The sequence below is a fragment of the Blastomonas sp. AAP25 genome, assembly GCF_001295965.1.
Taxonomy (GTDB): Bacteria; Pseudomonadota; Alphaproteobacteria; order Sphingomonadales; family Sphingomonadaceae; genus Blastomonas; species Blastomonas fulva.
Genome location: NZ_LJHP01000008.1, coordinates 234,593 through 257,115, shown reverse-complemented (window position 1 = coordinate 257,115; position 22,523 = coordinate 234,593). Strand labels below are relative to the sequence as shown.

22 protein-coding genes are annotated in these 22,523 nt (G+C 65.0%); 14 read left to right on the top strand and 8 right to left on the bottom strand.

Annotated elements, in window-relative coordinates:
• Positions 1-31 precede the first annotated feature (31 nt).
• On the top strand, positions 32-838 hold the full coding sequence (locus IP68_RS09465; RefSeq protein ID WP_054134713.1) for an RNA methyltransferase: 807 nt from the start codon (positions 32-34) through the stop codon (positions 836-838).
• Positions 839-901: 63 nt separating this feature from the next.
• Here the strand turns inward: IP68_RS09465 and IP68_RS20185 are convergent, their stop codons facing one another.
• Both IP68_RS20185 and IP68_RS20465 read right to left on the bottom strand, forming a co-directional pair.
• Entirely contained in the window at positions 902-1,153 is a 252-nt protein-coding gene (locus IP68_RS20185; RefSeq protein ID WP_156318014.1) for a hypothetical protein, read from the bottom strand.
• 195 nt (positions 1,154-1,348) lie between these two features.
• A complete protein-coding gene (locus IP68_RS20465) occupies positions 1,349-1,522 on the bottom strand; it encodes a hypothetical protein (protein ID WP_197275763.1) in 174 nt (57 codons plus the stop codon).
• Between the two features lie 93 nt (positions 1,523-1,615).
• Here IP68_RS20465 and IP68_RS09455 point away from each other — a divergent pair, with 93 nt between their 5' ends.
• The 4 genes from IP68_RS09455 to IP68_RS09440 all read left to right on the top strand — a co-directional run bounded on the left by IP68_RS09455 (position 1,616) and on the right by IP68_RS09440 (position 6,458).
• Positions 1,616-3,151, top strand: a complete 1,536-nt coding sequence (locus tag IP68_RS09455) for a M28 family peptidase (RefSeq protein WP_054134711.1) — start codon at positions 1,616-1,618, stop codon at positions 3,149-3,151.
• A gap of 65 nt (positions 3,152-3,216) precedes the next feature.
• Complete coding sequence (guaB, locus tag IP68_RS09450) at positions 3,217-4,674, top strand: IMP dehydrogenase (RefSeq protein WP_054134710.1); 1,458 nt, start codon at positions 3,217-3,219, stop codon at positions 4,672-4,674.
• Between the two features lie 6 nt (positions 4,675-4,680).
• Positions 4,681-5,907, top strand: a complete 1,227-nt coding sequence (locus tag IP68_RS09445) for an RsmB/NOP family class I SAM-dependent RNA methyltransferase (protein ID WP_054134709.1) — start codon at positions 4,681-4,683, stop codon at positions 5,905-5,907.
• Positions 5,908-5,936: 29 nt separating this feature from the next.
• Complete coding sequence (locus IP68_RS09440; protein ID WP_054134708.1) at positions 5,937-6,458, top strand: tetratricopeptide repeat protein; 522 nt, start codon at positions 5,937-5,939, stop codon at positions 6,456-6,458.
• A 130-nt stretch (positions 6,459-6,588) separates the two neighbouring features.
• Here IP68_RS09440 and IP68_RS09435 read toward each other — a convergent pair whose 3' ends face one another.
• Positions 6,589-7,461 carry a LysR family transcriptional regulator gene (locus IP68_RS09435; RefSeq protein ID WP_054134707.1) on the bottom strand — a complete coding sequence of 291 codons (873 nt, stop codon included), beginning with the start codon at positions 7,459-7,461 and terminating at the stop codon, positions 6,589-6,591.
• Between the two features lie 102 nt (positions 7,462-7,563).
• On the opposite strand from IP68_RS09435, the gene IP68_RS09430 reads away from it, so the two are divergent.
• Together IP68_RS09430 and IP68_RS09425 are read left to right on the top strand one after the other, a co-directional pair.
• Positions 7,564-8,721 carry an isovaleryl-CoA dehydrogenase gene (locus tag IP68_RS09430; protein WP_054134706.1) on the top strand — a complete coding sequence of 386 codons (1,158 nt, stop codon included), beginning with the start codon at positions 7,564-7,566 and terminating at the stop codon, positions 8,719-8,721.
• Positions 8,721-10,322 (top strand): carboxyl transferase domain-containing protein, encoded by a 1,602-nt coding sequence (locus tag IP68_RS09425; protein ID WP_054134705.1) that lies wholly within the window; start codon positions 8,721-8,723, stop codon positions 10,320-10,322. Before IP68_RS09430 ends, IP68_RS09425 begins: the two co-directional genes overlap by 1 nt.
• Before the next feature lie 41 nt (positions 10,323-10,363).
• Here the strand turns inward: IP68_RS09425 and IP68_RS09420 are convergent, their stop codons facing one another.
• Positions 10,364-10,696, bottom strand: coding sequence for a GIY-YIG nuclease family protein (locus IP68_RS09420; protein WP_054134704.1), 333 nt, complete (start codon positions 10,694-10,696; stop codon positions 10,364-10,366).
• A 65-nt stretch (positions 10,697-10,761) separates the two neighbouring features.
• On the opposite strand from IP68_RS09420, the gene IP68_RS09415 reads away from it, so the two are divergent.
• The 3 genes from IP68_RS09415 (at position 10,762) to IP68_RS09405 (ending at position 15,383) form a co-directional block, all read left to right on the top strand.
• Positions 10,762-12,681, top strand: coding sequence for an acetyl/propionyl/methylcrotonyl-CoA carboxylase subunit alpha (locus tag IP68_RS09415; protein ID WP_054134703.1), 1,920 nt, complete (start codon positions 10,762-10,764; stop codon positions 12,679-12,681).
• A gap of 219 nt (positions 12,682-12,900) precedes the next feature.
• Positions 12,901-13,353 (top strand): MaoC family dehydratase, encoded by a 453-nt coding sequence (locus tag IP68_RS09410; protein WP_054134702.1) that lies wholly within the window; start codon positions 12,901-12,903, stop codon positions 13,351-13,353.
• Between the two features lie 224 nt (positions 13,354-13,577).
• Positions 13,578-15,383 carry a DUF885 family protein gene (locus tag IP68_RS09405; RefSeq protein WP_054134701.1) on the top strand — a complete coding sequence of 602 codons (1,806 nt, stop codon included), beginning with the start codon at positions 13,578-13,580 and terminating at the stop codon, positions 15,381-15,383.
• A 3-nt stretch (positions 15,384-15,386) separates the two neighbouring features.
• On the opposite strand, the gene IP68_RS09400 is transcribed toward IP68_RS09405, so the two are convergent.
• Complete coding sequence (locus tag IP68_RS09400; RefSeq protein ID WP_054134809.1) at positions 15,387-16,451, bottom strand: isoaspartyl peptidase/L-asparaginase family protein; 1,065 nt, start codon at positions 16,449-16,451, stop codon at positions 15,387-15,389.
• Positions 16,452-16,629: 178 nt separating this feature from the next.
• Here IP68_RS09400 and IP68_RS09395 point away from each other — a divergent pair, with 178 nt between their 5' ends.
• Positions 16,630-17,097, top strand: a complete 468-nt coding sequence (locus IP68_RS09395) for a GNAT family N-acetyltransferase (RefSeq protein WP_054134700.1) — start codon at positions 16,630-16,632, stop codon at positions 17,095-17,097.
• Positions 17,098-17,103: 6 nt separating this feature from the next.
• Here IP68_RS09395 and IP68_RS09390 read toward each other — a convergent pair whose 3' ends face one another.
• The gene (locus tag IP68_RS09390) at positions 17,104-18,150 is read right to left on the bottom strand and encodes a DUF1176 domain-containing protein (RefSeq protein WP_054134699.1); all 1,047 of its coding nucleotides are present in this window, start codon (positions 18,148-18,150) and stop codon (positions 17,104-17,106) included.
• Positions 18,151-18,236: 86 nt separating this feature from the next.
• On the opposite strand from IP68_RS09390, the gene IP68_RS09385 reads away from it, so the two are divergent.
• Positions 18,237-19,106 (top strand): 3-hydroxybutyryl-CoA dehydrogenase, encoded by an 870-nt coding sequence (locus tag IP68_RS09385; protein ID WP_054134698.1) that lies wholly within the window; start codon positions 18,237-18,239, stop codon positions 19,104-19,106.
• An 88-nt stretch (positions 19,107-19,194) separates the two neighbouring features.
• On the top strand, positions 19,195-19,860 hold the full coding sequence (locus IP68_RS09380; RefSeq protein ID WP_054134808.1) for a DsbA family oxidoreductase: 666 nt from the start codon (positions 19,195-19,197) through the stop codon (positions 19,858-19,860).
• 138 nt (positions 19,861-19,998) lie between these two features.
• Here the strand turns inward: IP68_RS09380 and IP68_RS09375 are convergent, their stop codons facing one another.
• The gene (locus tag IP68_RS09375) at positions 19,999-20,400 is read right to left on the bottom strand and encodes a DUF1489 family protein (protein WP_054134697.1); all 402 of its coding nucleotides are present in this window, start codon (positions 20,398-20,400) and stop codon (positions 19,999-20,001) included.
• A 5-nt stretch (positions 20,401-20,405) separates the two neighbouring features.
• Positions 20,406-21,833 (bottom strand): magnesium transporter, encoded by a 1,428-nt coding sequence (gene mgtE / locus IP68_RS09370; protein WP_054134696.1) that lies wholly within the window; start codon positions 21,831-21,833, stop codon positions 20,406-20,408.
• A gap of 191 nt (positions 21,834-22,024) precedes the next feature.
• On the opposite strand from mgtE, the gene IP68_RS09365 reads away from it, so the two are divergent.
• Positions 22,025-22,477 (top strand): peptidylprolyl isomerase, encoded by a 453-nt coding sequence (locus tag IP68_RS09365; protein WP_054134695.1) that lies wholly within the window; start codon positions 22,025-22,027, stop codon positions 22,475-22,477.
• Positions 22,478-22,523: the final 46 nt, after the last annotated feature.

Here is a 22,523-nt window from a genome sequence, read left to right as displayed (position 1 = left end):
TGGCCCGCTGCGCCCCCGGGTCCGAAACGCCATGACCATCTCCCGCCTGCCGATCACCGGCTTTTCCAACCCTGCGGTCAAGGCAGCGCGCGCGCTGCGCGAGAAGAAGCACCGCAGGCGCGAGGAGCGTTTCCTTGCCGAGGGGTTGCGCCTGCTCACCGAAGCGCGCGAGGCGGGGATCGTGCCTGAAGCCCTGTGGTTGGGCCAGCATCGTGATCCGCACCCGCTGGTAGACGCGCTCGAGCGCGCGGTGGCGGACAGCGGCGGTACGATCTACGAGACCACCACCGACATTCTCTCCAAGATATCGGGCAAGGACAACCCGCAGACGGTGCTGGGCGTGTTTGCGGACCTGCCGACCTCGCTGGCAGCACTCGACCGCAACCGGTCGGGCATCTGGCTGGTGTCGCAGGCGATGCGCGATCCGGGTAACCTCGGCACCATGCTGCGCACCTGCGATGCGGTGGGGGCGGGCGGGTTGATCCTGGTCGACCAGTGCGTCGATCCGTTTTCGGTCGAGGCGGTGCGTGCGAGCATGGGCGCGGTGTTCACCGTGCCGCTGGCGCAGGCCGACTGGAGCGATTTCCTCACCTGGCTGCGCGCCGGGCCGGGCCAGCTGGTCGGCACAAGCCTCAACACGACCCACGACTATCGCGGCGCGGCCTATGCCAGCCCCACCTTCCTGCTGATCGGCAACGAGGCGCAGGGCCTGCCTGCGCAGTACGAGGCCGAGTGCGATCTTCTGGTCAAGATCCCGATGCTGGGCAAGGCCGACAGCCTGAATGCGGCGGTTGCTGGCGCCGTGATGGCCTATGAGGTGCTCGCGCAGCAGGGCTGAACTGCCAGGTTCTCGCCGAAATTCGACCTTCCGCTATCCGCAGCGCCGCTGTTGCGGCCGCGATCAGGTGGTCTTGTCCGACCCTGTCCGCAATTTCGTCAGTTCCGCCTGGCTGAGCAGCTTGGCTTCATCCTTGCTGCAACGCCCCAGCGCGAGATCCGCATCGGCAAAAGTACGCCAGCCATTGTGGGTCTTGATCAGCGCGGCATTGCAATACATGCAGTTACTTCGCCAATTCAAGTTATCGTACCATGCGCGCTTGCGATCTGGCTTGTGGCCGACAGCAAGACACGCAAGAGGAATACGAATCGCCATGGGTTTACTATACTGCAGTGCGGCATAAGCCCCTATTGCAAAGCACGCATTCACAATGCAGCTTCACTCAACTTGATACAGTTGTGTGGCATGCAATTGTTTTACAGGCAATTGCAGTGGCCTGGAACAGCGATTAGGCCAAACGATATATCCAAGCGTCTGAATCAATTCGGTTTGTGATCGGCGTGTCCGACGTCAGGGGGCAAGCCGCCGCTTGCCCTTCAACCGGCTGGTGAGATGATATTGCCCGCACCGGTCGCAGACATAGGGGCGAAGGTCGATATCCGCGGCCAGCGCCGCGGCGATCGCATCGCTCTGGCTGGCAAAGCGGCGCTTGCGTACGCAGATGCTGAGCCGGGTGCGGGGCATTTTTGCAACAGCCTTCGGCATTTCGGCGCGGCGGGATGCCATGCGCCGCTCGCTCTCTTGCACCAGCATCGGGCTTTGCGCCATGACAATGGCATGATCACCTGCATCCGGCGTTGTGCCCTGTCCGTCCTGGCCCTTGCGGCCGTTGCCTCACCCGTTGCTGCCGCCATGGCGCAGGACCGGCCCGCGCCGATCTCGGAATCCGAGGTGCGCAGCCATATCGCGGTGCTTGCAAGCGACGAGTTCGAGGGGCGTGCGCCGGGGACCGCGGGGGAAACCAGAACGCTCGATTATCTTGCCAAGACCTGGGCGTCCTACGGGCTGGTATCGGGCACCAACGATACCACACGGCCCTGGTTTCAGCCGGTGCCTCTGGTCGAGCGCAAGCCCTATGGCCAGGCGGTGAGCGCCGTGGCGCGCGGCAAGGCGCTCGCGCTCAAGGAGGATGGCGTCGTGCTGGCGGGCCGCAACCCCACCGATCGCGTGACTGGGGAGCCGGTGTTTGTCGGCTTCGGCGTGAAGGCCGATGGAACGCTGAACGCCGATGTTCAGGGGCGCGTTGTGCTCATGCTGTCGGCCGAACCCAAGTTCGCAGGCGCGGCCAAGCTGCCGAACCTGCGCGATCGCCAGAAGATGCTGGCGGATGCCGGCGCTGCAGCGGTGCTGATCACCGCACCCGAAGGCGCGTCCTGGGGTGCTTTGCGCGCGCAGCTCGCCAACGGATCGATGCGGCTGGCCAGCGACGACAAGGGCGCGAAGATCGGCGGCGTGCTGCGCGGCGACGTGACCCAGGCGCTGATGCGTGCCGCCCGCCTTTCGCCCGACGATGCGATCGCCAGCGCGCAGGATGCGGCGTTTGCGCCGATCATTTTGCCGGTCACGCTCGACCTTGCCACCAGCGCGCTGGTGCGCGCGTTCGCCAGCCACAACGTCATCGGCAAGCTGCCGGGCGCACGGCCGGGATCGGGCGCGGTGATCGTGCTGGGGCACTGGGATCACTTCGGCATCTGCCGCAGCGAGGAGGCCGAGGACCGCATCTGCAATGGCGCGGTGGACAATGCCAGCGGCATGGCGGTGCTGCTTACCGTGGCAGAACGCCTCGCGCGCAGCGCCGGGGCCGGTGCGCCGCTCGACCGCGACGTGTATTTCATGGGCACCACCGCCGAGGAGCGCGGCCTGCTGGGCGCCTATCATTTCGCCGACAATCCGGTGGTACCGCTCGACCAGATCCTGGTCGCGCTCAACATCGACACCGTGGCGATCGCGCCCAAGGGCGCTCCGGTGGCCCTGGTCGGGCGCGGCGAGAACGGGCTGGACGAAATCGTCGATCAGGTAGCCATCGCCGCCGGACGCACCGTCGATTCGGACACCGAAGCCAATGCCTTCATCCGCCGCCAGGATGGCTGGGCGCTCGCCGCCAAGGGGGTCAAGTCGATCATGGCGGGCGGCTCGTTCTCCGACATGGCGCTGCTCCAGGCGTTCCTCACCACCGTCTATCACCAGCCCGACGACGAGCTGACCGATGCCACGCCGTTGGGAGGAGCAGCGGACGATGCCAATCTGCACGTCGATCTGGTGCGGCATTTTGCCGATGAAGCGAAATATAACCCCGCACCCACTGGCGATTGACGCGCAGCTTGGTTACATGGGCCGCCACCAGAAACCAGATTCGGATCAAGAAAGTGGCATTCCGCATGGACATCCCCCTCGGCCTTACCTTTGATGATGTCCTGCTGCGCCCTGCGGCATCGGAAATCGTGCCCAGCCAGGCCGATACCGCGACGTACCTGACCAAATCGATCCGGCTGAACATCCCGGTGCTGTCCTCGGCCATGGACACCGTGACCGAGGCGCGCATGGCGATCGTGATGGCGCAGCTGGGCGGCATCGGCGTGCTCCACCGCAACCTCAGCATCGAGGAGCAGCTCGCGGCGGTCCGCCAGGTCAAGCGCTTCGAAAGCGGCATGGTGGTCAATCCCATCACCATTACCCCCGATGCGCCGCTCGCCGAAGCGCAGGCGCTTATGCGGCTGCACTCGATCTCGGGCATCCCCGTCGTCGAGGAATCGGGCCGTCTCGCCGGCATCCTCACCAACCGCGACGTGCGCTTTGCCGAGAACCCCAACCAGCCGGTGCGCGAGCTGATGACCTCGGAGAATCTGGCCACCGTTCCCGCCGATGTCGGCCAGGAGGATGCGCGCCGCCTGCTGCACCAGCGCCGGATCGAAAAGCTGCTGGTGGTCGACAACAACTATCACTGCATCGGGCTGATCACGGTCAAGGACATCGAAAAGGCGGTGATGAACCCCGATGCGACCAAGGATGCCGCAGGCCGCCTGCGCGTCGCCGCCGCCTCCACCGTGGGCGAGGCTGGCTTCGAGCGCAGCAAGGCGCTGATCGATGCCGAGTGCGACGTCATCGTGGTCGATACCGCGCATGGCCACTCCAAGATGGTCGCGGTCGCGGTCGAGGCGATCAAGAAGTATTCGAGCAAGGTGCAGGTGATCGCGGGCAATGTCGCGACCGCCGGCGCCACCCGCGCGCTGATCGATGCGGGCGCAGACGGCATCAAGGTGGGTATCGGCCCGGGATCGATCTGCACCACCCGCGTGGTCGCGGGCGTGGGCGTGCCGCAGCTGTCGGCGATCATGGAATCGGCCGAGGAAGCCGACAAGTCGGGCATCCCGGTGATCGGCGATGGCGGCCTGCGCACCTCGGGCGATGCCGCCAAGGCGCTGGCTGCGGGCGCATCGACCATCATGATCGGGTCGATGCTCGCGGGTACCGAGGAAGCGCCGGGAGAAACGTTCCTGTACCAGGGCCGTGCCTACAAGAGCTATCGCGGAATGGGCAGCGTCGGCGCGATGGCGCGCGGCAGCGCCGACCGCTACTTCCAGCAGGACATCAAGGATCAGCTCAAGCTCGTCCCCGAGGGCATCGAGGGCCAGGTGCCCTTCAAGGGCCCGGCGCGCGATGTCGTCCATCAGCTGGTCGGCGGCATCAAGGCGGCAATGGGCTATACCGGATCGCCCACCATCGAATCGCTGCGCCGCAATGCCGAGTTCGTGCGGATCACCAATGCGGGGCTTCGCGAAAGCCATGTCCACGACGTGTCGATCACCCGGGAGGCTCCCAATTACCCGACCCGGTAACCGCGCATGACGCCCTCGGCCCGCGTCCAGGCGGCGATCGATCTGGTCGATGCGATCCTGGCCGCAGCGCGCGGGCAGGGGGCGAGCGCAGACACCCTGGCGCGTAATTTCTTCCGCGAGCGGCGCTATATGGGATCGGGCGATCGGCGTGCGGTGCGCGATCTGGCCTGGCGCGCGGTGCGGCGCTTCGGCGAGATTCCCGATAACGGCCGCGCCGCGATGGCGGGGCTGGCGCGCGAGGATGCAGAGCTTGCTGCATTGTTCGACGGCAGCGGCTATGGCCCGGCTGCGCTCGCCGATGACGAGCCTGTTGCAAGCGGCGACGTGATCCCCGGCTGGATCGAGGCGCGCTTGCCCGCGCTGTTCGACGCCAAGGAAAAGGCCGCCTTGCTCGATCGCGCGGCGCTCGATCTGCGCTATGATCCTGCGCGTACAACCCGGGCGGCGCTCAGCGCACACTGGCCCGAGCTAGTCTTCAGCGATGCGCTGCCGCGTGCGGCGCGGCTGCCCAACGGCACCGCGATCGAGGCCAGCGAGCCCTGGCAGCAGGGCGCGGTCGATGTGCAGGACTGGGGCAGCCAGGCGATCGTCCAGGCGTGCCTGGGTGACGATGCCCCGGCGCTGGTGATCGATCTGTGCGCGGGCGCGGGCGGCAAGACGCTCGCGCTCTCGGCGATGCTGCCTGGGGTGCGGATCATCGCCTCCGACACCAGCCGCGACCGACTCGCGGCCATGGAGCCCCGGCGCAGGCGCGCCGGGTCCGATAGCATCGAGACGCTGCTGCTCAACCCCAAGCGCGAATGGGAAAGCCTCGAGCATTTCGAGGGGCAGGCGGACGTGGTGCTGGTTGATGCGCCCTGCAGCGGCTCGGGCACCTGGCGGCGAAACCCCGAGACTCGCTGGCGGCTCACCCCCGAGCGGCTCGACAAACTGGTCGCCGAACAGGCGCGGCTGATCGAGATCGCAAAGCGGCTGGTGCGGCCCGGCGGGGCTCTGGTCTATGCGGTGTGCTCGCTGCTCCCCGAAGAGGGCGCACGGCAGATCGCGCGCGGCTTGTGCGATCAGCCCGGCTGGCATATATCCTTGAAGACTATGAACATTGGCCGCCCTGTTAGGGCCGATGGCGCGCTGGCCGCATCGCACGATGCCGCCGACCAGCCCGCCGGAATGCTCCTGACGCCGCATCACGACGGCACCGATGGCTTTTTCTTCACAAGAGCGATCCGGTCGTGATAGCCTTGCGGTCAACCTGGGAGACTATCATGCGTTTCACGCCCGCAGCCGTCGCGCTGTCACTGCTGCTTGCCACTGTTTCCAGCACCGGGATCGGCCAGCCGGTGCGCTATGCCGTAAACCCCGCCTCGCAGGCGCTGGTGGACGAAGGCTCGAGCGTGCAGCAGGCGGGCAAGCTCGACGAGGCGATCGGACTGTACGAGGCCGCGCTGGCGGTCGATCCCGGCAACCGCACCGCCTATATCGCGCTGGCGCAGGTCGCGAGCGCACAAGGCCTGCCCGGCAAGGCGATCCGCTTCTACCGCGAAGCGCTCAGGCTCGACCCCAATGATGTCGCCGCTCTGGCAGGGCAAGGCGAGGCGATGGTCCAGCGCGGCGCAGTCGAAAAGGCGCGCCGCAACCTGGTGCGCATCGAGGCAATCTGCACTGCCGGCTGCACCGAGACGAACCGCCTGATCACCGCGATCGACCAGGCCGCCGCCAAGCCGGTGCTGTCGGCCGAGGCGGTGGCGTCGACGCCGACGGTTGCCCCGGTTACCGAGCAGCCTTGAGGGAACTAGGCTTAGGGGTGAGCCGATACCATTCGGTTGATCCCTGACGACCTGCGTTGGAATCTGTCTTTTCAGGCGGTCGAAGAGGATTTGAACCGCGCAGCCTGGCATGACAGGATCAGATGCTCCCCTACCAAGTCCCACCAATCCGTTCTCCCAACACCCCGCCCACCCGTGCGACCACTGCCTCGGGCACCGCGTCCGCCTTGCGCATCAGCACGCCCAAAGTTCGTGTATGCGCAAAGTCTTCCATCGGCACCCGCGCCACGCCTGGTGCGGTGAAGCAATCGGGCATCACCGTCACGCCCACGCCCGCCGCGACCAGTGCGAGGATGCGGTCGTCGCTTCTTGAGCGGGCCGCAAAGAAGGGGCGGACGCCTCTGGCCGTGAAGTGCTGGCTGGTGGCGGTGAGCACCTCGCAATGGCGGCGCACCAGCATCACATTGTCGGCGAGCTCGTGCCCGGCGATCAATGTGCGCGCCGCGAGCGGGTGGCTGGCGGGCAAAGCGAGGCTGTAGCCTTCGGTTGCTACGGGCTGGAACTGCGCGCGGTGGCGTCCCTGCGGCTCAAGCGTCACCGCCAGATCGATCCGCGCCGCATCCAGCCGGTCGGTGAGCTCGCTCGCCCGGCCTTCGACGAACTCGGTGCGCAGGCCATCGATCTCGCCCAGCGCCTGCGCGATGGCCGCGACCACCGGGCTGGGCAGCGTGGAGAGCAGCCCGAGCCGCACGATCGCCTGGGGCTGGCGCTGCTGCATCGCCTGTTCGGCCAGATTGAACTGCGCCTCGATCCGCCGCGCATGCTCGGCGAACTGCGCGCCATTGGGGGTGAGGTCGACGCGGCGGTTGGTGCGGTGGAACAGGCGCTGGCCCACGCTCTCTTCCAGCCGCGCGATGCCCACCGACAGCGTCGGTTGGGTCACGTTGCAGCTCTCGGCGGCGCGGGTGAAATTGCCGTGCTCGACGACAGCGAGGAAATAGCGCAGCAGGTAGCGTTCGATCATAGACAGCGTCTAGGATAAACCCCTTTCAATATCAATTTTCCTTTGTTGACCGTCCCCTCTAAAAGCCGCTTCAATCGACAGATAAACGAGAGGATCATTGCGATGTCCACGATGCCCGATTTCGACTTCGCGCTGGGCGAGGCTGCGGACATGATCCGCGACACCACCGCGCGCTTTGCCGCGGACAAGATCGCGCCGATCGCCGCGAAGATCGATGCCGAGGACTGGTTCCCGATCGAATTGTGGCCGCAAATGGGGGCGCTGGGCCTGCACGGCATCACGGTGAGCGAGGAAGACGGCGGGCTGGGGCTGGGCTATCTCGAGCATGTCATCGCGATGGAAGAAGTCAGCCGCGCGAGCGCTTCGCTGGGGCTGTCGTACGGCGCGCACTCCAACCTGTGCGTCAACCAGTTGCGCCGCTGGGGCAACGCGCAACAGAAGGCGAAGTATCTGCCCGGGCTGATCTCGGGCGAGCATGTCGGATCGCTGGCGATGTCCGAAGTCGGCGCCGGATCGGACGTGGTCTCGATGAAGCTCAAGGCCAGCGAAGTCGCGGGCGGATACCGGCTCAACGGCACCAAGTTCTGGATCACCAATTCGGCGTATGCTGAGACGCTGATTGTCTATGCCAAGACCGGGGAGGGATCGGGCGGGATCACCGCGTTCATCATCGAAAAGGATATGCCGGGCTTCAGCATAGGCCAGAAGATCCAGAAGATGGGGATGCGCGGCAGCCCCACGGCAGAGCTGGTATTTAACGATTGCTTCGTGCCTGACGAGAACATCATGGGGCCGCTCAACGGCGGTGTCGGTGTGCTGATGTCGGGCCTTGATTACGAGCGCGCGGTGCTGGCCGCCGGGCCTTTGGGCATCATGCAGGCGTGCCTTGATGTGGTGCTGCCCTATGTGCGTGAGCGCAAGCAGTTCGGATCGCCCATCGGATCATTCCAGATGGTGCAGGCCAAGGTCGCCGATATGTATGTCGCGCTGAACAGCGCACGCGCCTATGTCTATGCCGTGGCGCGCGCCTGTGATGCGGGCAAGACGACGCGGTTCGATGCCGCCGGTGCGATCTTATTGGCCAGCGAGAACGCGGTCAAATGCTCGCTCGAGGCGATCCAGGCCTTGGGCGGGGCGGGCTACACCACCGACTGGCCGGTCGAACGCTTCCTGCGCGACGCGAAGCTGTACGACATCGGGGCAGGGACCAACGAAATCCGCCGCTTCCTGATCGCGCGCGAACTGATTGGAGCTCGGTGATGACCGCGCCAACCCTCGACACCAAGATCGACACCAATTCAGACACCTACCGCGCATCTTTCACGCACAATATCACCCTGCGCGATGAGCTCTGGAGCAAGGTTGCCGAGGCCGCACTGGGCGGCAACGCCAAGTCGCGCGAGCGGCACACATCGCGGGGCAAACTGCTGCCGCGCGAGCGCGTCGAGCGGCTGCTCGACCCAGGCTCGCCGTTCCTCGAGATCGGCCAACTTGCTGCCTGTGACCTGTACGATGGCGAAATTCCCGGCGCAGGGATGATCGCCGGCATCGGCCGCGTCTCGGGTCGCCAGTGCATGATCGTGTGCAACGATGCCACCGTCAAAGGCGGCACCTATTACCCGATGACGGTGAAGAAGCACCTGCGCGCGCAGGAGATTGCCGAGGCCAACCGGCTGCCGTGCATCTACCTGGTGGACTCGGGCGGCGCCAACCTGCCGCACCAGGCCGAGGTCTTCCCCGACCGCGACCATTTCGGCCGCATCTTCTTCAACCAGGCGAACATGTCCGCCAAGGGCATCCCGCAGATCGCCTGCGTGATGGGCAGCTGCACCGCAGGCGGAGCGTACGTCCCCGCGATGTCCGACGAAAGCGTGATCGTGCGCAATCAGGGCACGATCTTCCTCGCCGGGCCGCCTTTGGTAAAAGCGGCGACGGGCGAGGAAATCAGCGCCGAGGATCTGGGCGGCGGCGATCTGCACGGGCGCAAATCGGGCGTGGTCGATCATGTTGCCGAGAATGACGAACATGCGCTGACGATCGTGCGCGACATCGTCTCGCATCTGGGCCCGATCCCGAAGGTCAACATCGACATCCGCGATCCGCGTCCGCCGAAGTTCGACGCGGAGGAGCTGTACGGCATCATCCCCTCGGATGTCCGCGCGCCGTATGACGTGCACGAGGTCATCGCGCGGATCGTCGACGGCAGCGAGTTCCACGAGTTCAAGGCGCTGTATGGCAGTTCGCTGGTATGCGGTTTCGCGCATATCTGGGGAATGCCGGTCGCGATCCTCGCCAACAACGGCGTGCTGTTCAGCGAAAGCGCGGTCAAGGGCGCGCATTTCATCGAACTCGCCTGCCAGCGGCGCATTCCCCTGCTGTTCCTGCAGAACATCTCCGGCTTCATGGTTGGTGGCAAGTATGAGGCCGAAGGCATTGCCAAGCATGGCGCCAAGCTGGTGACCGCGGTCGCCACCGCGAGCGTGCCCAAGGTCACCGTGCTGATCGGCGGCAGCTTCGGCGCGGGCAATTACGGCATGTGCGGGCGGGCGTACTCGCCCCGCTTCCTGTTCAGCTGGCCCAACTCGCGCATCAGCGTGATGGGCGGCGAGCAGGCAGCGTCGGTGCTGGCAACGGTGCACCGCGATGCAGACAGCTGGACCCCTGAGCAGGCCGAAGCTTTCAAGCAGCCGATCCGTGATGACTATGAGGCGCAGGGAAGCCCCTACCACGCCACCTCGCGGCTGTGGGACGACGGCATCATCGACCCCGCGCAGACGAGGGACGTCCTTGGGCTGGCGTTCGCGGCATGCCTCAACGCGCCGGTGGAGGAGGGGCCCCGGTTTGGGGTTTTCCGGATGTGATGGGGGTGGTGGGCAGCCAAATCAGTCACCCTGAACTTGTTTCAGGGCCCATTCCGCCTGCCGCGCGGTGGGACGGGATCGAAGCCCAGCGGTACCGCCAGATCGACCCAATGCGGGTTGTCGGTCTCGATCAGGTTTATCTTGCACTGTCGATGCCAGCGCTTGAGCTGCTTTTCCCGCTCGATCGCGCCTTCCATGGTGTCGAACAGCTCGAAGCGCATCAGGCGATGGACATGGTAGCGCGAGGTGAAGCCCTTGATCTCGCTCGTGCGGTGCTCGTAGAGACGGCCAAGCAGGTTGGACGTCACGCCGATGTACAGCGTGCCATAGGGTGCGCTGGCCAGGATATACACGCACGGTTGGCGGTCGATCATCTCCTCGAAAATGCCGCGAAATGGGCCCTGAGACAAGTTCAGGGTGACGTAGAAGGTTGCGCTCCATGCTGAAATCCCTCCTCATCGCCAACCGTGGCGAAATCGCCTGCCGGATCATCCGCACCGCGCGGGCCATGGGTGTCCGCACGGTCGCGGTGTACTCAGACGCCGACGCCAAGGCGCTGCATGTGCGTTCGGCCGATGAAGCGGTGCATATCGGGCCTTCGCCGGCGCGCGAGAGCTATCTGGTGGGTGAGAAGATCATCGCCGCGGCCAAGCAAACCGGCGCGGAGGCGATCCACCCCGGTTACGGTTTCCTCTCGGAGAACGCCGAGTTTGCTCAGGCCGTGATCGATGCGGGCCTGATCTGGGTCGGGCCGAAGCCGGATTCGATCCGCGCGATGGGGCTGAAAGATGCGGCCAAGAAGCTGATGGACGCCGCGGGCGTTCCGACCACGCCGGGCTATCTGGGTGACAATCAGGACCCCGATTTCCTCGCCGAGCAGGCCGCTGCGATCGGCTATCCGGTGCTCATCAAGGCGGTTGCGGGTGGTGGCGGCAAGGGGATGCGCAAGGTCGATGCGCCCGCGGATTTCGCCGATGCGCTGATCAGCTGCAAGCGCGAGGCGGCGGCGAGTTTCGGCAACGATGTCGTGCTGCTCGAGAAATGGATCGAAAGCCCGCGCCATATCGAGGTGCAGGTGTTCGGCGATAGCCATGGCAATGTCGTCCATCTGTTCGAGCGCGATTGCTCGCTGCAGCGCCGCCACCAGAAGGTGATCGAGGAAGCGCCCGCGCCCGGCATGGACGCAGCGACGCGCGAGGCGGTGTGCGGCGCGGCGGTGCGCGCGGCCAAGGCGGTGGATTATGAAGGCGCAGGCACCATCGAGTTCATCGCCGATGGCTCCGATGGGCTGCGCGCCGACCGCATCTGGTTCATGGAAATGAACACGCGGCTGCAGGTCGAGCATCCGGTGACCGAGGAGATCACCGGGGTCGACCTCGTCGAATGGCAGCTGCGTGTTGCGAGCGGCGAGCCGATCCCGCTCAGGCAGGAGGAGCTCAGCATCAACGGCTGGGCAATGGAAGCGCGGCTGTATGCGGAAGATCCGGCGAAGGGGTTTCTGCCGAGCACGGGACGGCTGGAGCACCTGGTGTTCGGTGAGGCAGACCGTGTCGAGACCGGGGTCGAGCAGGGCGGGGCGGTCTCGCCCTTTTATGACCCGATGATCGCCAAGATCGTTTGCCATGGCGAAACCCGCAGCGATGCCATATCCGCGCTGGCGCATGCCGTCAGCGAGACCGAAGTCTGGCCCGTGAGGACCAATGCGGGCTTTCTGGTGCGCGCCTTGTGGTCGGACAGCTTTGTCGAGGCCGATCTGGATACCGGTTTCATCGCCAAGGCTGGCGACGCGCTGATCCCGCCCAGCGAGCCCGAGGATGCCCTGTTCGAGGTGGCGGCGAGATTGGTGCACGACAGCACCGAGCCTGTGCACAATGCTGGCTTCCGTTTGAACGCTGTGCCCGTGCATCGCGTCACGTTGGCAAGCGGCGGTGAAACCCGAACAGTCGATGTCGCGATGATCGGCGACCAGATCGTGTCCGTCGGAGACGATGCCGCCGACTATTACCTGCCCGAAAACACCGATGCTGCGGTTGTCACTGGGCATATCCAGGGCGACCAGGCGATCCTCTTTGCGGACGGGACAGCCTATGCGTTCGATATCGCTGCCCGCGGATCCGGTCATGCGGCGGCGGGGAGCGGTTCGATCCTTTCGCCCATGCCGGGCAAGGTCATCGCGGTGGATGTGACCGCAGGCCAGTCGGTCACCAAGGGGCAGAAATTGCTGACGCTCGAGGCGATGAAGATGGAGCATTCGCTGGTCGCGCCGTTCGATGGCGTGGTGGCGGAATTGAACGCCAGCGAGGGTGCGCAGGTGCAGGTCGACGCTTTGCTGGTGCGCATCGAGGCGGCGGCGGAGTGATGCGCGCGCAAAGCCTTCTCCCTTGACGGGAGAAGGATACGCAGCCTTGCTGAGCGCAGCGAGGCTAGGCGAAGTTGGAAGAGGGTGAGTGGCCTATGGGCCATCTATCATTCTACCGTTGCTGCCCCCTCTCCCAGCTTCGACTAATTCGCTTCGCTCATAAGTCTTCGCAACCCTCTCCCTTGCAGGGAGAGGGGTTTGAGGGGTAAAGGAACCAAGATGGCAGGCAGATATTTCGATGAGTGGCAGGTCGGTGACCGGATTGAGCATGAGATCCGCCGGACGGTGACCGAGACCGACAATCTGCTGTTCACCACGATGACGCACAATCCGCAGCCGCTGCATCTCGATGTCGAGGCGGCCAAGGCGAGCGAATTCGGGCAGATCCTTGTCAACGGCACCTTCACCTTCGCGCTGATGATCGGGCTGTCGGTGGGCGATACGACCTTGGGCATGCTGGTCGCCAATCTGGGGTACGACAAGCTCGTCATGCCCAAGCCCGTGTTCATCGGTGATACCATGCGCGCGACCAGCGAAGTGACCGAGCTCAAGGAATCCAAGTCGCGCCCCAATGCCGGGATCGTGACGTTCACGCATGAGCTGATCAATCAACGAAATGAGGTCGTCTGCCGTTGCCTTCGCTCGGCATTGCTCAAGAAGCGCGAGGCCTGACCCGTCATTCCCGCCAAGGCGGGAATCCCGCTTTGACGCTGCCACAAAAACGAAGCGGGACCCCCGCGTGTGCGGGGGTGACGATGAGACAGTACCTATAGTCTCATTAAAACAGCTATTTGCGCTGATTTGTATACGATGGCTACGCCGAGCCCCTTGACCCTGCGACCCCGTCCTGCGTCTAATGCGGCGCACCAGAACACTGCCATCCGGGGTCCTCGATTATGCGCGCATCACGTCTTCTCGCTTCGTTTCTGATGGGCGCTGCGGCCATCCAGGCCGCGCCTGCGTTTGCGCAGGACGATCCCGCGCCCGCTGCCCCGGTTGTCGAGACGAAGAGCGCGCCGGGCCCCATGGATGCCACGCTGCGCGCGCTCTACGATGCCGAATGGGAGTGGCGGCAGGCCGAATATGCGCGGGTGAAGGAGGGCGGTCGCTGGATCCAGGGCGACAGCCTGGGCGATGTCACCGCCGAGGCGCAGGCGCGTCGGCTGGCTTATTGGACCGATGTGCTGCGCCAGCTCGATATGATCACGATGGACCAGCTCTCGCCCGAAGAGCAGGTCAACGCCGCGGTCTTTCGCCAGTCCGTGTGGGAGAATGCCAACAGCATCGAGCACAAGACCTATGAGGCGCCGTTCAACAGCGACACCTTCTTCTGGGGTGGGCTGAACCCGCGCCAGGGCTTTCCCAACGCCGCCAGCTATCGCCGCTATCTGGGGCGAATGAATGACATTCCGCGCTATTTCGACGAGAATATCGTCAACATGCGCGCGGGCCTGGCGCGAGGCTACACCGTGCCGCGGGTCGCCATCGAGGGGCGCGATGCGACGATCGAGGCCTATTCCGTCACCGGCGAGGCGAACCCGTTCTACGATGCCTTCCGCACGATGCCCGAGAGCATCCCGGCGGCGCAGCAGGCAAGACTGCGCGCCGATGCGCTGAAAGCAATCGAGACATCGGTCGCACCCGCTTATGCCAAGCTGCTGACCTTCATGCGGGGCGAGTATATGCCCAAGGCGCGCACGCAGATCGACGCGTACTCGCTGCCCGATGGCAAGGCCTTCTATCAGGACCAGATCAAGCTCTACACCACGCTCGACCTGACCCCGGACGAGATCCACGACATCGGCCTCAAGGAGGTCGCGCGGATCGATGCCGACATGCAGAAGACGATGCGCGAGACGGGGTTCAAGGGCACGTTCCCCGAGTTCCTGCAGTTCATGCGCACCGATCCGCAATTCTACGCCAAGACCCCGCGCGAGCTGCTGTCCTACGCGGCTTATGTGACCAAGCGCATGGACGGCAAGCTCAAGGAAACGTTCAATTTCCTGCCGCGCTACCGCTTCACCATCCTGCCGGTGCCCGATGTCATCGCGCCGATCTATACATCGGGGCGCGGCGGGCTGGATAGCTGCCTTTTCAACACTTATGATCTGCCCTCGCGCCCGCTGTACAACCTGACCGCACTGACGCTGCACGAGTGCATCCCGGGGCACAGCTTTCAGGCGGCAGTCGCGCTTGAGGCGCCAGATCGCCCCGACTTCCGTCGCCAGACCTATTTCTCGGGCTATGGCGAGGGCTGGGGGCTGTACACCGAATGGCTGGGGACAAAGCTGGGGTTGTACGAAACGCCTTATGAGGAATTCGGCCGCCAGACCTTCGAGATGTGGCGCGCGGTGCGGCTGGTGATCGATACCGGCATCCACACCCAGGGCTGGAGCCGGCAGAAGGCGATCGACTATCTGGCGGGCCATACCGCGCTGGCGCAGCGCGATGTCGAGACCGAGGTCGACCGCTATATCTCCTGGCCCGCGCAGGCGCTCGCCTACAAGCTGGGTGAGCTTGCGCTGCGCAAGATGCGCGCCAAGGCCGAGGCGGAGCTTGGCGCCGGGTTCGACCAGCGGCCGTTCCACGACACCTTCCTCAACCTGGGCTCGGTGCCGCTGCCGGTGATGGAGGCCAAGATGGAAGAGTTCATCACGCGGGAGAAGGCCAGGCTGGCCAAGACCGGCAAGCCGCGCAGCTGACCCTTATTCGTCGCCGTAGATCGCGACGCTCCTGCTTCCGTCGCTGCTCGCCATGCCGCGGTACATGCCCGGGGTGTCGAAGCTGTAGCCCTGATGGCCCCAGGGGGTGAGGTAGATGATCCCGCCCGAACCGCCCAGCGCGCCCATTTCGCCGATCACCGCATCGGCGATGGCCTGCACCTCCTCGGCGGTGAGCGCTGCCGCGATCAGCCTGGCCTGTGCCGCTCCGTCGAGCCGGGTGCCGCCGCGCTCGGCTTCCTGCGTCAGGAATTCTGCACGCGCTTCGGCCTTCATCCGGATGCGGGTGCAGATTTCGTGCGCCACGCCGACGCGGATGAAGAATTCGCCCGCGCCCGTGGCGGAGATCGCACACGCGCGGTCATCGGCATAGGTGCCAGCGCCGATCAGCGGGGAATCGCCGATGCGGCCATAGCGCTTGCCGGTCAGGCCCCCGGTCGAGGTGCCCGCTGCGACATGGCCCTGCGCATCGCGCGCGACTGCGCCGACGGTCCCGTATTTCAGATCGACATCGAACCAGCCGACCTTCTTGGCCTTGAGCTCCTCCAGCTGGCGCTTGCGCTCGGGCGTGCCGAAATAGGCGTTGTCGACCTGCTCGAGCCCCTGTTCCCTGGAGAAGCGGTCCGCGCCTTCGCCCGAAAGCAGCACGTGCGGGCTTTCCTCCATTACCTTGCGCGCCAGCAGTATGGGGTTGCGGGTGTGATGCGCGCGCGCGATTGCGCCGGCCTTGCGATCGATACCCTGCATGACCGCGGCGTCGAGCTCGTTGGTGCCTTCATAGGTGAACACCGCGCCGTGCCCGGCGTTGAAATTGGGGTCGTCTTCCAGCACCAGGATCGCCGCCTGTACCGCGTCCAGGGCTGCGCCGCCGCTCTGCAGCACCGCCGATCCGGCCTCGAGCGCCTTGTCGAGCGCTCTGCGCACCGCGGCGTCGGTCTCGGGCGAGACACGCGAGCGTTCGAGAATTCCGGCGCCGCCATGGATGACCAGCGACCAGCCCGGCTCTGCGGTGGTTTCGGGCTTGGCGGAGGCGGGGGCGGCAGACGACATCAACAGGGCTCCAAGCAACAGGATCAGGCGCATATTCAGCTCCCTTGGTCCAAGGCGAACGACAAGGCCGGGCGATTAAAGACCTTTGGACGGTCACGCAAACTTTGAGTGGAAACCGCAGCTGTGCTGTCGCAATGTCTCACCGGGGCAAAGGTTCCGCTGCAAGGGGAAGGCAGGCATGGATCAGACGATCACGATCGAACAGGATGATCTGAGCGGGGAGGATATCGTCGCATTGCTGCGCTATCATCTCGACCAGATGCAGCTGCATTCGCCGATCTGCTCGGTGCATGCCTTTCCGGTCGAACGGCTGCGCGCGGGCGATGTGACCTTCTACGCGCTGCGCGTCGATGGGCAGCTCGCAGGGTGCGGCGCGCTCAAGCAGATCGATGCCCGCCATGGCGAGCTCAAGTCGATGCGAACCGATCCTGCATTCCTGCGGCGCGGCTTGGGCGAGGCCATGCTGGTGCATCTGATCGCCGAGGCGCGCGCGCGCGGCTATTCGCGGCTTAGCCTCGAAACCGGCCTCCCAGAGCCCTTCCACCCAGCGCACGCATTGTACCGCAAGCACGGCTTCGAGCGGTGTCCGCCCTTTGCCGACTATACCGATGACCCGTTCAGCATGTGCATGACGCGCACGCTCTGAGCCCGGTCAGCGCACTACCGAAACCTCGGCCGTCCACACCCGCGGCCATTCCCACACGCCGCGGCACTCGCCCATTTCGTGCTTTTCGCTGAGGCGGAACATGTCTCCATCCCAGACATAGCTGCTGGCGACGCCGCAATCGCCGATGCCGCGACCCTTCGCGCGGTCATAAAGCGTACCGGTCTCTGGCGTGAAATCGGCGTTGACCACCTGCGGCACCTGATCATCGCCGCCCCAGCCGGTGGGGCTGTCGAACTTGGCCGGGGCAAATTCCCATCCCGCATTGGGGTCTTCCATCGGACGGGTGGCGACCATGACTGCCGATCCGAAATTGTATGCACCCGAATCGCAGGCGATCAGCACCAGCGCCATGTCCAGCCCGCCGCGCTGGCCGAGCGGGTGCACCGTGTCTTCCACCCCCTCCATCCGGTATTCGCACCCGGTTTCGGCGATGATCTCAGGGTATCGCTTGAGGTCGGGAAGCTCGGTAAGCTTCGAGGCGGCGCGCGCTGTCAGCTGCGGCAGCGCAGGGGGCAGGGCGGTGTCAGGCCTGGTGCCGGTGGCGATGATCGCGCCGAGCGTGCCCGCGCGTTGTTGCACCGCATCGATATAGCGCAGCGCCGCCGATGATCCGGCGAGCGACAATGCCACCGACTTGCCATCCGACAGCATCAGCGCTGCCTTGGTGCCATTGGCGAGCGTGCGGGCGATCGCGAGCGACTGCGCTTCGTCCAACCAAGTGTCGCCTTCGGTGTCCTGCGTGCCGCTGAGCGGCGGGCGCGCGTCGATCTTCAGCCGTGCCGGGCCGGTCGCCATTTCCTCGGGCGGGCTCAATTCGATACGGAAGGGCGCGTCGGGTCCGCCTTCGCGCCGGATGCGCACCGCCATCGCGGTGGTGAATTCGCCGCCTTCTTCCGCCAGCGTTCCCGCCTCGCAGGACCACACATTGTCGCAGGCGACGTACCAGTCCTTGAAGGTCTTGACCTCGCCGGGGGTCTGATCCGCGGGCGCGGCGGCAACCGTCGCGGCGATGAGCAGGGCGGGCATCAGCATGGGCTTTTCTCGATCCTAGCCAGAGACGGAATCATCGGTTATGCGGCGGGCCTATCCTATTCCAGCGGCACCAGAAAGAGGCACTTATGGACAAAATGGCAGTTATCGGCGCGGGCCAGATGGGCGCGGGCATCGCACAGGTCAGTGCGCAGGCAGGCTATCATGTTTTCCTCTCCGACGTGTCGGTGGAGCTCGCGCAAAAGGGCAAGGCTGGCATCGCCAAGCAGCTGGCGCGTGCGGTCGAAAAGGGCAAAATGGATGCTGCCGACGCCGACGCGGCGCTGGCACGGATCGAGCCGGTGGGCGATTATACCAAGATGGCCGAGGCAGGCCTGATCATCGAGGCGGCGACCGAGCGCGAGGACATCAAGCGCACGATCTTCGAGAATGTCGGCAAGGTGCTGGCCGCAGATGCGATCCTGGCGAGCAACACCTCATCGATCCCGATCACCCGCATGGCCGCCGCCACTACGGATGCGTCGCGATTTGTTGGGGTGCACTTCTTCAACCCGGTGCCCGTCATGGGGCTGATCGAGCTGATCCGCGGGCTTGCCACTTCAGATGCGACGGTCGATTTCGTCCGCGCGTACGCAGAGCGGATCGGCAAGCGGGTGGTGCAGGCCAATGACGCGCCGGGCTTCATCGTCAACCGCATCCTGCTGCCGATGCTCAACGAAGCGTGCTTCGCGCTAGGCGAGGGCGTGGCGACGATCGAGGACATCGACGCCGCGGTGCAACTCGGGCTCAACCATCCGATGGGCCCGCTGACGCTTGCCGATTTCATCGGGCTGGATACGTGCCTCAGCATCACCCAGGTGCTGCACAGCTCGACCGGCGACCCCAAGTTCCGCCCCGCGCCGCTGCTGGTCAAATATGTCGAGGCCGGCTGGCTGGGTCGCAAGACCAAGCGCGGTTTCTACGATTATTCGGGAGAAACCCCGGTTCCGACGCGTTGATGGTCACCACAGGCTGACAGCCCCGGCAAAACGCGATATGCTGCGCTTTGCCGGGGCGCGCCGACAGTTCAACTACCGGAGACCGACAATGACCGCCCATCCGCTCAAGATCGATATCGTGTCAGACGTGGTCTGCCCATGGTGCATCATCGGCTACAAGCAGCTGCAAAAGGCGCTCGATATCGTCGGCGACGAGGTCCTACCCGAGATCACCTGGCACCCGTTCGAGCTTAACCCGAAGATGGCACCCGAGGGCGAAGCGATTTCCGAGCATGTCGCGCGCAAGTACGGCGCCAGTGCAGAGCAGAGCGCAGCCAACCGATCGCGGCTGAAGGAAACCGGCGAGCGGCTGGGTTTTGAGTTCAACCATGCCCCTGGCATGCGGATCTACAACACCTTCAAGGCGCACCAATTGCTCACCTGGGCGGGCGACACGCAAGGCTGCGAGGCGCAGACACGGCTCAAGCTGGCGCTGTTCGCGGCGTATTTCCAGGACAACCGCGATATCAGCGATGAAGAGGTGCTGCTCGACGTGGTCGCGGACATCGGCCTCGATTCTGATGAGGGGCGCGCTGTGCTCAACGATCCCGACAACGAAGCCGAAGTCCGCGCGCATCTCGACCACTGGATCGAACAGGGCATCAGTGGCGTTCCCGCGATCATCTTCGACGGCAAGTATCTGGTCCCCGGCGCACAGGAGGCCGAAACCTTCGTCAACGTGATCCGCAAGGTGCGGGAGAAGGCATTGGCCTAGTTCACCCGTGCTTTTTCCGTCATCCTGAACTTGTTTCAGGACCCATGGTGCGTCCTGGTGTGGCAAGAGCGGGAGGAGGGTTGGGTCCTGAAACAAGTTCAGGATGACGAGGTTCGAGACCGGTATGCCAGCCGAACCCTAAACCAGCCCCAATCTGGCCAGTTCGCCCAGCATCTCTGCGGGCATCAGGTCGGCGGCGTCCATCCCCTCGCCCAGGTCTGCGGGCGCATCGGCGGGTTCGAGATAGCGCCAGCCCTGGTGCGCGCGGCGGGGGATGGATTGGACTGCGATCAGCTTTGGCTCGACCCTGATCCAGTAGCGTCCCTGGCCGTTGTCCATGAAGCCCAGCAACGGGCTGCGGCCGATGATCGCCTTGTTGAAGATCCAGTAGAGCGAACCGCCCGCCATCTCCTCGTGGCGCTTGGGCATGTAGCGCGTGGTAAGCCGCGCCTCGCCCACCGGGGCGTGGCTTTCCAGCCACTGCCGCAGCGATGCTGCGCTCTGCGCGCCGAACGCGATCTTTGTCATGCTGAGCGCCATCGGGATCAGAAGCTCGCCAGCCCGCTCGCGACCGCCAGGCCCAGAAACGCCAGAAAGCCCATGGAATCGGTGATCATCGTCACGAACACCGAACTGGCGACCGCAGGGTCCTGTTCCAGCCGGTCGAGCGTGACCGGCACGATCACGCCCGCCATGCCGGCGATGATGATGTTGACCAGGATGGCAAGCGCGATCACCCCGCCAAGCATTGCATCGGCAAAGACGAGCGCGGTGCCCGCGCCGGTGAGCACCGCGACGGTGGCACCGTTGAGCACCGCAATGCGCAGTTCGCGGGCAATGATGCGGCGGGTGTTCGATTGCGTCAGCTGGTTCATCGCCAGCGCGCGCACCGCGACCGCCATCGTCTGGGTGCCGGCATTGCCGCCGACCGAAGCTACGATCGGCATGAGCACCGCCAATGCCACCAATTGCTCGATCGCGCCGCCGAACAGCGCGATGATGCTGCTGGCGACCAATGCGGTGCCCAGATTGGCGATCAGCCAGCGCACGCGGCTGCTGTAGGACTGGCGGATCGGCTCGTTGATGTCGCCATCGCCCGCGCCCGACATGCGCAGGATATCCTCGCCCGCTTCTTCCTGGACGATGTGGATGATGTCATCGACCGTGATCTGCCCGACAAGGCGTCCCGCGCCATCGATGACGGCGGCAGAGATCAGCGCGTATTTCTGGAAGCGCAGCGCGACCTCTTCCTGGTCCATGTCGGTGGGGATCAGCGTCTGGTCGCGCTTCATCACATCGGCGAGCGCGATGTGCCTCGGGGTGCGCAGAATCCAGCTTAGCTGGCAGGTGCCGACCGGGCGATGCTGCGGATCGACGATGAAGATTTCCCAGAACTCGGTGGTGAGATCGGCATGTTCGCGCAGATAATCGATCAGCTGGCCGACGTTCATGTGTTCCGGCACCGCGACCAGATCGCGCTGCATCAGTCGGCCTGCGGATTCCTCGGGGAAGGAGAGCGCATCGACGATCGCGGCGCGGTCTGCAGGTTCGAGTTCGGCCAGCACCGCGCGCTGGTCGGCCTCTTCCATCTCCTCGATGATCGCCACCGCGTCATCGGTTTCCAGCTGCCCGGCGAGCTCCGCCACCTGCGCGGCAGGCAGCGCGTCGATCACGTCATCGCGGACATAATCGTTGAGTTCGGTGAGCACGTCTGCGCCCAGCAGATCGGTGATCGCCCGCGCCAGCGGCCCGCGATACTCGCGCTCGACCAGCTCGAAAAGGTCGGCGATATCGGCGGGGTGCAGCGGCTCGACCAGATCATAGGCGGCTTCGTCGTCGCCTTCGTCGAGCGCATCGCACACCTGGCTGACAAAGCCCGGCAGCAGGCGGTTGTCCTCGTCCAGGCTGGTGCTGGCATCCATGGCATCATGGGGTGCATGATCGTGGAGCTGGGCGTCGGATGGGTCGGTCATGGCCTGCTCCTTTCTGTGGGAATGGGTGTATCCCGCGCGCGGGAATCACCGAGTGTGTGGCGGTTCGCACCTGCAAAAGCAATCCCGATGCGGCGGGCGTCGCCGGGGGTGACATTCGCCTGCGCGTCGCTATATCGGCGGCAGCATTTCTCGTGCCACCAAATCCCTCTCATGCCATCAAAGGACTGCATATGACCGCTGAGACGCTTACCTTTCACATCCAGGACGGCGGCGATGTCGTCATCAAGCTGCGCCCTGATCTTGCCCCCGGCCATGTCGAGCGCATCGTCGAACTGGCCAATGAAGGCTTCTACAACGGCGTGAAGTTCCACCGCGTGATCGCGGGCTTCATGGCGCAGGGCGGCTGCCCCAACGGCACCGGTACCGGCGGATCGAAGAAGCCCGATCTCAAGCAGGAATTCAACGACGAGCCGCATGTCGAGGGCGTCTGCTCGATGGCGCGCACGATGGACCCCAACAGCGCCAACAGCCAGTTCTTCATCTGCCTCGACGATGCGCGCTTCCTTGATCGCCAGTACACCGTGTGGGGCCAGGTGACATCAGGCATGGAACACGTCCACGCGCTGCCGAAGGGCGAACCGCCCGCAAAGCCCGGCGTGATCGCATCGGCAACGGTGGCGTAATTCTTGAAGAGCCCTCCTGGAAACGGGAGGGCTTTTTCTATTCCCG

Bases quoted from the DNA above. Each gene is read 5' to 3' on its own strand.
- IP68_RS09465 (WP_054134713.1), top strand. From the start codon at position 32: ATGACCATCTCCCGCCTGCCGATCACCGGCTTTTCCAACCCTGCGGTC.
- IP68_RS20185 (WP_156318014.1), bottom strand. From the start codon at position 1,153: ATGGCGATTCGTATTCCTCTTGCGTGTCTTGCTGTCGGCCACAAGCCA.
- IP68_RS20465 (WP_197275763.1), bottom strand. From the start codon at position 1,522: ATGCCCCGCACCCGGCTCAGCATCTGCGTACGCAAGCGCCGCTTTGCC.
- IP68_RS09455 (WP_054134711.1), top strand. From the start codon at position 1,616: ATGATCACCTGCATCCGGCGTTGTGCCCTGTCCGTCCTGGCCCTTGCG.
- guaB (WP_054134710.1), top strand. From the start codon at position 3,217: ATGGACATCCCCCTCGGCCTTACCTTTGATGATGTCCTGCTGCGCCCT.
- IP68_RS09445 (WP_054134709.1), top strand. From the start codon at position 4,681: ATGACGCCCTCGGCCCGCGTCCAGGCGGCGATCGATCTGGTCGATGCG.
- IP68_RS09440 (WP_054134708.1), top strand. From the start codon at position 5,937: ATGCGTTTCACGCCCGCAGCCGTCGCGCTGTCACTGCTGCTTGCCACT.
- IP68_RS09435 (WP_054134707.1), bottom strand. From the start codon at position 7,461: ATGATCGAACGCTACCTGCTGCGCTATTTCCTCGCTGTCGTCGAGCAC.
- IP68_RS09430 (WP_054134706.1), top strand. From the start codon at position 7,564: ATGTCCACGATGCCCGATTTCGACTTCGCGCTGGGCGAGGCTGCGGAC.
- IP68_RS09425 (WP_054134705.1), top strand. From the start codon at position 8,721: ATGACCGCGCCAACCCTCGACACCAAGATCGACACCAATTCAGACACC.
- IP68_RS09420 (WP_054134704.1), bottom strand. From the start codon at position 10,696: ATGATCGACCGCCAACCGTGCGTGTATATCCTGGCCAGCGCACCCTAT.
- IP68_RS09415 (WP_054134703.1), top strand. From the start codon at position 10,762: ATGCTGAAATCCCTCCTCATCGCCAACCGTGGCGAAATCGCCTGCCGG.
- IP68_RS09410 (WP_054134702.1), top strand. From the start codon at position 12,901: ATGGCAGGCAGATATTTCGATGAGTGGCAGGTCGGTGACCGGATTGAG.
- IP68_RS09405 (WP_054134701.1), top strand. From the start codon at position 13,578: ATGCGCGCATCACGTCTTCTCGCTTCGTTTCTGATGGGCGCTGCGGCC.
- IP68_RS09400 (WP_054134809.1), bottom strand. From the start codon at position 16,451: ATGTCGTCTGCCGCCCCCGCCTCCGCCAAGCCCGAAACCACCGCAGAG.
- IP68_RS09395 (WP_054134700.1), top strand. From the start codon at position 16,630: ATGGATCAGACGATCACGATCGAACAGGATGATCTGAGCGGGGAGGAT.
- IP68_RS09390 (WP_054134699.1), bottom strand. From the start codon at position 18,150: ATGCTGATGCCCGCCCTGCTCATCGCCGCGACGGTTGCCGCCGCGCCC.
- IP68_RS09385 (WP_054134698.1), top strand. From the start codon at position 18,237: ATGGACAAAATGGCAGTTATCGGCGCGGGCCAGATGGGCGCGGGCATC.
- IP68_RS09380 (WP_054134808.1), top strand. From the start codon at position 19,195: ATGACCGCCCATCCGCTCAAGATCGATATCGTGTCAGACGTGGTCTGC.
- IP68_RS09375 (WP_054134697.1), bottom strand. From the start codon at position 20,400: ATGGCGCTCAGCATGACAAAGATCGCGTTCGGCGCGCAGAGCGCAGCA.
- mgtE (WP_054134696.1), bottom strand. From the start codon at position 21,833: ATGACCGACCCATCCGACGCCCAGCTCCACGATCATGCACCCCATGAT.
- IP68_RS09365 (WP_054134695.1), top strand. From the start codon at position 22,025: ATGACCGCTGAGACGCTTACCTTTCACATCCAGGACGGCGGCGATGTC.